This window comes from Parabacteroides distasonis ATCC 8503, assembly GCF_000012845.1.
Lineage (GTDB): Bacteria > Bacteroidota > Bacteroidia > Bacteroidales > Tannerellaceae > Parabacteroides > Parabacteroides distasonis.
Genome location: NC_009615.1, coordinates 4,506,180 through 4,517,085, shown reverse-complemented (window position 1 = coordinate 4,517,085; position 10,906 = coordinate 4,506,180). Strand labels below are relative to the sequence as shown.

Sequence of the window (10,906 nt, the reverse complement as noted above, 5' to 3'; positions counted from 1 at the left end):
ATTGTTTATAAGATTAATTGCTCACTTGTCTTACCGAAACGACGCTCACGTTGCTGGTAATACAATATAGCCTCATACAACTCTTCTTCTCTGAAATCCGGCCAAAACACATCCGTAAAGAAGAATTCAGCATATGACAACTGCCATAGCAAGAAGTTACTGATGCGTTTCTCTCCTCCGGTCCGTATCAAAAGATCGGGATCGGGGATATTTTTGGTCGTCAAGTGGTCCGAGACCATAGCCTCGGTTATATCATTGGGGTTTATTTTCTGTTCCAAGACCTCTTGGGCGAGTTGCCTAGCCGCTCTGGTGATCTCCCACCGGGAAGAATAACTAAGCGCCAGAACAAGTGTGGTTCCCGTATTCGCCGAAGTCGTATCGATACATTCTTGCAATGTATTATAAGCATCCTCACGCAAGCGGGAAAGGTCGCCTATGGCGGTAAGGCGAACGTTTTTCTTCATCATGTCCGGAGTCTCCCGGTGAATGGCGGAGACCAGCAAGCTCATCAGCGCTTGGACCTCTTCTTCCGGACGATTCCAGTTCTCGGTAGAGAAAGTGTACAACGTCAGATATTTCAATCCGAGTTGAGTGACCGCATCCATAATCTTACGGACCGAAACAACGCCTTCCTGATGCCCGAAGCTACGGTCTTTCCCCTTCGCCTTGGCCCAACGTCCGTTCCCGTCCATAATAATTGCCACGTGCCGTGGCAAGCGATTCTTGTCTATTTTCTCAATCAACGACATTTTTTATCTTACTAATATTCACTTATATTTTTCGCATTGTTACAAGTACGGCACCTCGGGCCGAAATCCCATGTAACAGACAACAACAAAAAAGAGTACCAATCTTTATTCTTAAGAGCGCTACCCTTAACACCATACGGATCGTCCAACATGTCCTTTCCCTCTAGGCCATCGCCAAATAACTTACGAAACGAGAACTCGCACCCTAGATTAAGGCGGTTCTTGATCTTATATTTCATGCCCACGCCTAAAGGAATATTCGGGCTGGCGAAAGTCTTCCCGCCACCCGGAGCCACCGTCAGCCCTATGCCCACCAAGACATAAGGAGAGAAACGCTTCGCCCCCGCATAGTCGAACTTATCGCTATACGGGAAAAAGTTGAACTCTGCCTGTCCCCCCAACTCCATGATACTACGGTTGAAAGAGGTTTGGGCATTATTCGGAAAAACGTTCTCCATACCTTCGGTCTTACCGGAAACCTGTCCCCACATCAAGTTGGCTTTTAAGGCCCAACGAAAGTTGATGTTATACCGGAACACGGCTCCCACCGCCGGATTCATTCCTTTAAATATCGTATTCTTGTTGGCGTCGCCCATATAAAAGGCGCCACCAGCCATACCACCGATCTCGTACTTATATTCCTGCGCCCAAAGCGTAGGGATCGTACCCGCCAATAGGATGATTATGAGAAGCCGCTGAAAAAAAGTTGAAGTCATAAGCCTTGCTGTTATATATACCACACTTCTTTTTCTAACGCTAAAAGCCTCATAAAATTATACATCTCCTATCGAACTTTTCTATTCCTTCGGGATCAAACGATTGATACGGCCTCTCCAAAGTTGGTTCAAGTCATTGGAACCAGTGCTGATCTTTCCTCCGAAAATGTTCACGAAATTCTCTTTATCCACAATAATTGAGGAAAAGCCTCTCGCCGCATAGTCGGTCGGTAACACCACCATCGAGTCGATCAACGACCAAGAAATACCATAATCTATCGATTGATACATATCTTTCAATGCCTTGTTCGAAGCGTCGATACCTCCGATCAAGAAAAACTTATCGTCATAATTCGTGATCATCGCTCCCTCACGCTTCGTGAAGTTTGCGTCACCGGAAGCCATCAACGCCCAAGAGATACCATCCATGGTAGCCCAAGTCGTATTAACCACTTGGTTGTCCACGGTACGTCCGCTGGCGGTCATCAAGTACTCATGATACATTGCGGCATATTGGAGATTGCTAAATCCGGTAACAGGGAATCCGCTAGGCACCGCATCTCCGGCGATCCACTCCATGGATTCGTTCATCGCATAGAACGCTAGCTTTCCTTCCTGATCCACGATCGTAGCCAAGGCGGAAGGCTGTTTCGTGCCCTGCTTCACGCTACCCAAAACGTATTTCACGGAAGGGGCGTTCTCTACAGCGCTCCAAGTCAAGCCATCCTCGGATCTATATAAAGTGCCATTTGTAGCCGGCACATATAAAGCATTGTTATACTCGGTAATCTGGGAGATCAAAAGCCCATCGGAAGGCAGACCGGTCAAGGATAATGACTGCCAGCCCTTAGGCGCGCTTACCGGAGCGTAATATAATTGGTAAGGTTTACCGGACTCGGCGGGTTTCACATACATAAAGTAATTCTCCGATCCATTATAATCGTAGGTTACCACCTTCTGATCCTTCACGGTAATGCCAATCATAGGATTCGCGTACATACTCCAAACCATAGAGTCCGGAACCACTTGATGGATATTCACCTGCGCCATATAGACTTTTGTCGTGACTTGGTCATACGCATGAACCACGAACTTTACCGGAGCGGAGAAATCGATGGAATCCGACAAACTACTTAAATAATAAGTGGAATCGGGATAAGCCTCGGGACTAGCCTCCACGCCACCTATCACTGAAGAATTAGCGAACCCAATCTTACAAACCACTTTCTCGATCTTCGTACCAAAAGGTAAAGAGTCTATATTAAAAATCCGTCCCGTTAGCTGGTCTATCGTAAACTTCACAGTATCCAACCCCGACACAGAATCATGACTTAATGAAAAAGTATGTATCTGGCAATTCTTAATAGCTTCTACACCAACGATTTCATCTGACTTCAAACAAGAAGACAGCACTAACGCAAAACAACCTGTTATAAATAGTACTAATTTATTTTTCATCAAAAACATAAGTTTGTCGCATATAAAGGCACAAAAGTAGAAACATTTTTTGCTTTCACCCTAATACCTGCTAATATTTATAATATTTTAGTTGATTATATGAGCCTTAAAATTCATAGTTATGATTTTTCGAACTCATCGTTATGATTTAAAATTTCATAGTTATGATTTTTAATGCTCATAACAGAACGTCCGGAGATGCCGCTAACAGCCTCCTTTCCAAGCATCGGCGTATGCACCCCTTGATACAGACGAACCGGGGCCGTTTCCACCCTCGCCTCGTCCCATACATCCGCTTCCACAAAAGAATTAATCAGCTGAGTCCCACCTTCCACCAATAAGGAATCCAACTTCCGGACAGCAAGATGATCTAGCACTTGCCGGATCACCGGACCCTCGAAATCTATCCGGATATACTCCACGTTCTCTCGGTTTTCCACTTCCTTCTCCGTAAATATTAATGTACGTGAGGAACCATTCAGCAACCGATAAGAATCGGGAATAACGAGCCGACGATCCAATACGACCCTAACCGGAGAATTACCGGACCAATGGCGCACGTTCAATGATGGATTGTCCAATAAAGCAGTCCGTGTACCGACCATGATAGCCGCCACCTCCGAGCGAAGTTTATGCACCAAGCGGGAAGTCTCCGGAGAAGACAAAACCGTGACCGGCTCCGACACGTCCATACGTAAACGGTCGATAAACCCATCCTCACTCTGCGCCCATTTCAAGATAATATAAGGACGGCCTTTCGTTTGTAGCGTCATAAACGCCTTGTTCAACGCACGGGCTTCTTCCTCCATCACGCCTGTGACTACCTCGACACCGGCCTCACGCAACATCCGCACACCTCGCCCCGACACCTCGGGAAAAGGATCCAAGCAACCGACCACCACCCGTGGAATCCCTTTCCTGATAATCAACTCGGCGCAAGGAGGCGTTTTCCCATAATGAGAGCAAGGCTCCAGACTCACATAAATCGTACTGTCTTTCAACAAAGACTCGTCTTTCACGGAAGCGATAGCATTCACCTCGGCATGCGCCTCCCCGCATTTCCTGTGAAATCCCTCACCGATAATACGGCCCTTATGCACAACCACCGCACCAACCATCGGATTCGGACTGACATTTCCCCTCCCTCCTTTAGCCAACTCGATGCAACGAGCCATGTATTTCTCTTCAACCTCTACCATAATCTTTGCATATAAACGGTTTTTACACTACTTTCGCGATAAAACAAGAGAAAGATATGACTGAGACCGTCGCTTACATCCGAAATTCCCTCAAAGATATTTATCCTCCCGGCGAAGCCCAAGCGCTCGTCCGACTGATCATGGAACGTGTTTGCGGTCTTTCTACCCATCAACTCCTGTTAGGCAAAGGTAAAGAATTATCTGATACGGAGAAATTTAAAATCAAGGAGATTGTAGAAGGACTGCGTTTATACAAGCCCATACAATACTTATTAGGCATAGCGGATTTTTACGGGATGGAGTTTAAGGTGACGCCGGACGTATTGATTCCCCGCCCGGAAACCGCCGAGTTGGTCGAGCGGATCATCACGGACTACCAAGGCCAAGCCCCTCGTATATTAGATATCGGCACGGGAAGCGGCTGTATCGCTATTTCCTTGGCGAAACATCTTCCGGAGGCAGAGGTAGCGGCGGTGGATATATCACCCGAAGCGCTCGCCGTGGCCGAGGAGAACGCCCGTATGAATCAAGTTTCCGTATCCTTCCATGAATTGGATATCCTTTCCGAAGGTTATTCCAGTTTCATGCAAGAGAAACAAAATTTTCACGTACGTGAAACTAGATTTTCATGTACGAGAAACAAAATTTTCACGTACGTGAAACTAAAATCCCATACGGAGGAAACCGAAGCGTCTCTTATAGGAAGCTTAAACTGCATCGTCAGTAATCCCCCTTATATAATGTATAGAGAGAAAGCGACCATGGAAGCGAACGTTCTGGAGAACGAGCCTCATCTAGCCTTGTTCGTTCCTGACGACGATCCGCTTCTCTTCTACCGGGCCATCGCCCGCTTCGGACAAAGGCATTTGGCGGAAGGCGGGCATCTCTATTTCGAGATCAACGCCCTTTGCGGAAAAGAGACCGTAGCGATGCTACGTCAAGAGAATTACACCGAAGTCGAATTAATACAAGATTTATACGGAAAAGACCGGATCGTAAAAGCAAAAATATGAAAGAGATAACCGAACCCGAGATGTTGCACCGGGCAGCCGCCTATTGCTCCGCCGCCGAACGCTGCATACAAGACGTACAGAAAAAGATCGATGCCGCCGGACTTCCCCCCGACGCCTCCGAGCGTATCATCGCCCGCTTGCTGAAAGAGCGGTTTATCGACGAATCCCGTTACACCCGTTTCTTCGTGAACGATAAGCTACGATTCAATAAATGGGGACGGGTAAAAATAGGCTACGAGCTTTATAAGAAAAACATCCCCTCCCCGATCCGGGAAGAATCGCTCGCCGCCATTGACGAGGGAGAATACTGCTCCATCTTACTCGATTTACTAAAAAGCAAAAAGAAATCGACAAAAGGAAAAGACGAGCGGGACCTATTCAACAAGTTACTCCGTTTCGCCGCCGGACGAGGTTTCGAAAGCCGGATCACGTTGAATTGCCTAAGCCAATTATTCAAAGGAATAGACTGCGAGGATTATGCCGACGACATGGAATAATCTGCTCAACCTGTTTTTCCCAAACTTATGTAAAATATGTAAACGACCACTCGTCGAGGGAGAAGAACAAATTTGCCTGAAATGCCTATGCGACCTGCCGCACACGGGATATCATCAACAGGCGAACAACCCCGTCGAGCAACTTTTTATCGGAAAGAACCGGATCGAATATGCCACCGCTTATCTACGATACGAGAAAGGCGGAAAAGTACAAAGCCTGATCCACTCGCTCAAATACCATGATAATAAAGAGTTGGGCTATCTACTCGGACGGCAGATAGCGAGAGAGCTCCAAGCGGATCACAGCCCGATATGTACCGTAGACCTCCTTATCCCCGTTCCCCTGCATCCCCGCAAAAAACGGCAAAGAGGTTACAACCAGTCCGAATGGATCGCCTCCGGCATCCGTTCCATATGGGATATCCCCATCGATACGCAAAGTCTAGCCCGCACCACCCACACAAGTACCCAAACTCGTAAGGCCATTTACGATCGTTGGTTAAATGTATGTTCTATTTTTAATGTCATTCATCCGGAAAGCTTAAAAAACAAACATATCCTGCTCATAGACGACGTGATCACAACCGGAGCCACGATTTCCGCTTGCGCAAAGGCTTTATCAGGGATTCCGGGCATACGCATCAGCATTTTAGCCCTGTCTGTCGCATAAATATTAATAAAAAATTAACGTACGATATTCAAGGTAATGTCATTCAGTTTATCTATTTTTGCAGACTGATATAAATATAGGATTGTATGAAAACACTGGAAAGTTTAGTAGCAGAAAAATTATTAAAGATTAAAGCCGTAAAGTTGCAACCGGCCAATCCGTTTACTTGGGCATCCGGCTGGAAATCTCCGATCTACAATGACAACCGAAAGACTCTTTCTTATCCGGTCGTTCGTAGCTTCATTAAATTGGAGTTGGCTCGTGTGATTAGTGAAAAATTCGAGAACGTAGATGCCATTGCCGGTGTTGCTACAGGCGCGATCGCTCAAGGTGCTTTAGTAGCCGATTTATTAGGATTGCCATTCGTATACATCCGCTCTACGCCAAAAGATCATGGATTGGAAAACCTTATCGAAGGAGAATTGAAACCGGGTTCTAAAGTAGTGATCATCGAGGATTTGGTATCTACCGGAGGTAGTAGCTTGAAAGCCGTACAGGCCGTACGTAACTTTGGTTGCGATGTCGCGGGTATGGTAGCTATCTTTACCTATGGATTCCCTGTAGCGGAAGCCGCTTTCAAGGACGCTAAAGTAACATTGACTACATTGAGTAACTACGACGCTGTCTTGGAAGAAGCTGTCCGTACGCATTACATCGATGAGTCTGAGATCGCGGTTCTTCAGGAATGGCGTAAAGATCCGGCTAACTGGGACCCGAAATAAGTAATAAACAAAAAGACACTCAATGACTGAAGAATTTGTGAGTGAGGTCAAACAGATCCCACACAATGATGAACGTATCTTCACGATGTTGTCCGATCTTTCCAACTTGGAACGTATCAAGGATCGCATCCCGCAAGATAAAATAAAAAATTTTGAGTTCGACAGCGATACCTGTAGTTTCGCTGTCGATCCCGTTGGTAAGATTACCTTCCAGATCGTAGAAAGAGAGCCGAATAAATTAATCAAGTTCACGACGACCAACTCTCCTGTTCCCCTTTTCTTATGGATACAATTGAAACAGGTGGCCGAGGACGACACACGGTTAAAAATCACGGTTCGTGCCGATCTGAATCCGTTCTTGAAACCAATGGTATCGAAACCTTTGCAAGAGGCTGTGGATAAAATCTCGACCGTTATCGCCTCCTTGCCTTATTAATTCCTTTTTCATTATGGCTCAGAAACTTTGGGAAAAAAATGTACAGGTAGATCATGAAGTAGATATATTCACGGTAGGTAAGGACCGTGAGATGGATCTTTACCTCGCTAAATATGACGTATTAGGCTCTATGGCGCATATCACGATGCTGGAAAGTATCGGTTTGTTGACTAAAGAGGAACTAAACGTCTTATTAGCAGAATTACGGAATATATACGCCGTAGCGGATCGTGGAGAATTCATCATCGAGGAAGGCATCGAGGATGTGCACTCGCAAGTGGAACTCATGCTTACACGTCGTTTGGGCGATATGGGCAAGAAGATCCATAGCGGGCGTTCCCGTAATGATCAGGTCTTATTGGATCTGAAGCTTTTCACCCGTTCGCAAATACAGGAATTGGTTGAGTTGGTTTCCGGCTTGTTCGACGTTTTGATCTCCCAGAGTAACCGGTACAAGGATGTACTGCTTCCCGGATATACGCATTTGCAGGTAGCCATGCCCTCTTCGTTCGGACTTTGGTTCGGCGCTTATGCGGAGAGCTTGGTAGATGATTTGCAACTTATGCAAGCCGCATACCGTATTTGCAACCGCAACCCGCTGGGTTCCGCCGCCGGATATGGTTCATCCTTCCCGCTAAACCGCCAGATGACTACGGATTTATTAGGTTTCGACTCGCTGGACTACAATGTGGTATACGCCCAGATGGGACGTGGCAAGATGGAACGCACCGTAGCTTTCGCTATGGCGGGTATCGCCGCTACGCTCTCCAAGTTGGCGTTCGACGCTTGTATGTTCAATAGCCAGAACTTTGGCTTCATTAAACTGCCGGATCAGTTCACGACCGGCTCCAGTATCATGCCGCATAAGAAGAATCCGGATGTATTTGAGTTGACACGTGCCAAATGCAATAAGCTTCAAGGCTTGCCTCAGCAAATCATCTTGATCAGCAATAATCTTCCTTCCGGTTACTTCCGGGATCTCCAGATCATCAAGGAAGTCTTCCTTCCGGCTTTCGACGAGCTGAAGGATTGCTTACGCATGGTAACTCATATGATGCGTGAGGTGAAAGTAAACGAGCATATATTGGACGATGATAAATATTCTCTCTTGTTTAGCGTGGAAGAAGTGAACCGCCGTGTCTTGGCCGGAATGCCTTTCCGTGACGCTTATAAGCAAGTAGGTTTGGATATCGAGGCCGGTAAATTCATTCCTTCGAAGAGCGTTAACCATACACACGAAGGCAGTATCGGTAATCTATGTAATGAATCAATCACCGCCATGATGCGTAGTGTGATAGGTTCTTTCTCTTTCGAACGGATGAACGAGGCTGAAAAGAAATTGATCCATGGATAAGATAAGACGGATATTTCCACTTTTGATCTTGTTTACGCTATTATCTTGCGCAGATACGATAGAGACTCGTATTCCCTATCGTATCGTTAGTCTAGAATTGGACCTCACTTATCAAGATAAGGCGTTAAATGCAATACAAGCTTACAAGATCTACACACAAGCAAATATAGATCAAGATCGTGAGCAAACAGGTTTTGGAGGCGTATTGGTCTATCATGGATTGTCCAGTAACGGAACCGGTGCATTCTTTGCGTTCGATGCCGCTTGTCCTCATGAGGCATCCGCTAATGTCATCGTAGAGGTGGACGAATCCGCCGTATACGCCATCTGCCCGAAATGCGGTAGTAAATTTGAACTTTTAAACGGTATCGGCAACCCGGTGGAAGGGCCTTGCGCTGAGGAGAAACAAGCCCTCAAACAATATGTCGTCGATACAAACGGTAATAAAATTTACATCCATAATTAAATTTTTCACCGGAAATGTTTGGTAGTATAAATATTTGTACTACCTTTGCACTCGCAAAAGAGAAACAAACAATGCGGAAGTAGCTCAGTTGGTAGAGCATAACCTTGCCAAGGTTAGGGTCGCGGGTTCGAGTCCCGTCTTCCGCTCAACTCTTAGAGAAGAGGTGGATGCTCGAATGGTGGAATCGGTAGACACGAAGGACTTAAAATCCTTTGGCCATTGCGGCTGTGCGGGTTCAAGTCCCGCTTCGAGTACGATCTAATTTAATTGCGGAAGTAGCTCAGTTGGTAGAGCATAACCTTGCCAAGGTTAGGGTCGCGGGTTCGAGTCCCGTCTTCCGCTCGCTTCCAAAAGGCCTCGCTGTTCGAAAGAATAGCGGGGCTTTTTATTTCCAAAATATAATCGTATCTTTATCTTCAATTAAAGTGAGGGTTATGGAATTACGTACAGCGAATGTTACCCGATATATCATGCCTCTGCGGGAAGGCGGATCATTGCCTGCTTTAGCGGAGGCGGACGATGAGTTTAAATATGTCGTTAAGTTCCGGGGAGCCGGACATGGGACAAAAGCCTTGATAGCCGAGTTGATCGGAGGTGAGATCGCTCGTTGCTTGGGTTTCCATGTACCGGAATTGGTCTTCCTGAATCTTGACGAGGCTTTCGGGCGGTCGGAAGGTGACGAGGAGATACAAGACTTACTACAAGCAAGTCAAGGGCTCAATCTGGGATTACATTTTTTATCCGGAGCCTTGACTTTCGATCCGGTAGTCAATCGTGTAGATCCCAAACTCGCCTCACAAGTCGTATGGCTCGATGCTCTTTTGACAAATATAGACCGCACGGTCCGGAATACGAATATGTTGATATGGAATAAAGAACTTTGGCTCATCGATCATGGAGCTTCCTTATTTTTCCATTTCTCATGGGTAAATTGGCAAAAACATGCGATCGGCCCTTTCATCCATATCAAGGATCATGTATTATTGCTACAAGCGACGCTGCTGGAGGAAGTAGACAAGGATTTCAAACGTATCTTAACGGAAGAGAAAATTCGTGAGATCGTAGGTCTAGTACCCGACGATTGGTTGCATTGGAACGATAGTCCCGGTACGCCTCAAGAGATACGTGATGTATATATCCGGTTCTTAATTGACCGAATCGCCCATTCTGACACGTTTATAAATGAAGCTCGACATGCAAGACAAACACTTATATGAATATGCCGTAATCCGTATCGTACCGAAAATCGAACGGGAGGAGTTTATCAATGTAGGCCTTATCATGTTCTGTAAACGGCCTAAATTCATCAAGGCTCGCTATCATGTAGACGAGAAGAAACTTCGTCTGTTCACATCAGATATAGATAAAGAATCTTTGTGCGCCAATCTCCACGTTTTCGATAAGATATGTTCCGGCGCCAAGGATGGAGGCCCTATAGCTAGCCTAGATATTCCAGAGCGCTTTCGTTGGCTTACCGCCATAAGAAGTGCCTCTATCCAAACCTCACGTCCACATCCCGGTTTTTCCAACGATCTAGAACAGACATTTGAGAGATTATTTCAAGAATTAGTCTTATAGATAATAAACATAAATCTCCGTATCACGATAAAAGAAAAAAGACGGATC

Annotated in this window: 13 protein-coding genes and 3 tRNA genes; 12 read left to right on the top strand and 4 right to left on the bottom strand. The window is 46.0% G+C overall.

From position 1 onward, the window contains the following. Positions 1-5: 5 nt before the first annotated feature. The 4 genes from BDI_RS18490 to ribD all read right to left on the bottom strand — a co-directional run bounded on the left by BDI_RS18490 (position 6) and on the right by ribD (position 4,122). Complete coding sequence (locus tag BDI_RS18490; protein WP_005858978.1) at positions 6-749, bottom strand: isoprenyl transferase; 744 nt, start codon at positions 747-749, stop codon at positions 6-8. Positions 750-760: 11 nt separating this feature from the next. Next, the gene (locus BDI_RS18485) at positions 761-1,465 is read right to left on the bottom strand and encodes a DUF6089 family protein (protein WP_005858980.1); all 705 of its coding nucleotides are present in this window, start codon (positions 1,463-1,465) and stop codon (positions 761-763) included. A gap of 81 nt (positions 1,466-1,546) precedes the next feature. Next, the gene (locus BDI_RS18480) at positions 1,547-2,923 is read right to left on the bottom strand and encodes a DUF6242 domain-containing protein (protein WP_012056137.1); all 1,377 of its coding nucleotides are present in this window, start codon (positions 2,921-2,923) and stop codon (positions 1,547-1,549) included. A gap of 119 nt (positions 2,924-3,042) precedes the next feature. Further along, entirely contained in the window at positions 3,043-4,122 is a 1,080-nt protein-coding gene (gene ribD, locus BDI_RS18475; protein WP_012056136.1) for a bifunctional diaminohydroxyphosphoribosylaminopyrimidine deaminase/5-amino-6-(5-phosphoribosylamino)uracil reductase RibD, read from the bottom strand. 56 nt (positions 4,123-4,178) lie between these two features. On the opposite strand from ribD, the gene BDI_RS18470 reads away from it, so the two are divergent. From BDI_RS18470 to BDI_RS18415, 12 genes are all read left to right on the top strand, one after another. Beyond that, the gene (locus tag BDI_RS18470) at positions 4,179-5,135 is read left to right on the top strand and encodes a N5-glutamine methyltransferase family protein (protein ID WP_005858986.1); all 957 of its coding nucleotides are present in this window, start codon (positions 4,179-4,181) and stop codon (positions 5,133-5,135) included. Then, entirely contained in the window at positions 5,132-5,632 is a 501-nt protein-coding gene (locus BDI_RS18465) for a regulatory protein RecX (protein WP_005858988.1), read from the top strand. Before BDI_RS18470 ends, BDI_RS18465 begins: the two co-directional genes overlap by 4 nt. Continuing rightward, complete coding sequence (locus BDI_RS18460; protein ID WP_005858990.1) at positions 5,613-6,302, top strand: ComF family protein; 690 nt, start codon at positions 5,613-5,615, stop codon at positions 6,300-6,302. The genes BDI_RS18465 and BDI_RS18460 overlap by 20 nt, the downstream gene beginning before the upstream one ends. Positions 6,303-6,388: 86 nt before the next feature. After that, complete coding sequence (gene pyrE / locus BDI_RS18455; RefSeq protein ID WP_005858992.1) at positions 6,389-7,024, top strand: orotate phosphoribosyltransferase; 636 nt, start codon at positions 6,389-6,391, stop codon at positions 7,022-7,024. A gap of 22 nt (positions 7,025-7,046) precedes the next feature. Further along, entirely contained in the window at positions 7,047-7,460 is a 414-nt protein-coding gene (locus BDI_RS18450) for a polyketide cyclase (protein WP_005858994.1), read from the top strand. 13 nt (positions 7,461-7,473) lie between these two features. Continuing rightward, positions 7,474-8,814 (top strand): argininosuccinate lyase, encoded by a 1,341-nt coding sequence (gene argH, locus BDI_RS18445; protein WP_012056135.1) that lies wholly within the window; start codon positions 7,474-7,476, stop codon positions 8,812-8,814. Beyond that, entirely contained in the window at positions 8,807-9,280 is a 474-nt protein-coding gene (locus BDI_RS18440) for a Rieske (2Fe-2S) protein (RefSeq protein WP_005859000.1), read from the top strand. The genes argH and BDI_RS18440 overlap by 8 nt, the downstream gene beginning before the upstream one ends. A 73-nt stretch (positions 9,281-9,353) precedes the next feature. Beyond that, positions 9,354-9,426, top strand: a tRNA-Gly gene (locus tag BDI_RS18435). Between the two features lie 23 nt (positions 9,427-9,449). Continuing rightward, positions 9,450-9,534, top strand: a tRNA-Leu gene (locus BDI_RS18430). A 15-nt stretch (positions 9,535-9,549) separates the two neighbouring features. Then, positions 9,550-9,622: transfer RNA gene (locus BDI_RS18425), tRNA-Gly, on the top strand. A 92-nt stretch (positions 9,623-9,714) separates the two neighbouring features. Beyond that, entirely contained in the window at positions 9,715-10,497 is a 783-nt protein-coding gene (locus BDI_RS18420; RefSeq protein WP_012056134.1) for a HipA family kinase, read from the top strand. Continuing rightward, entirely contained in the window at positions 10,475-10,858 is a 384-nt protein-coding gene (locus BDI_RS18415; RefSeq protein WP_008772668.1) for a DUF3037 domain-containing protein, read from the top strand. Before BDI_RS18420 ends, BDI_RS18415 begins: the two co-directional genes overlap by 23 nt. Positions 10,859-10,906: the final 48 nt, after the last annotated feature.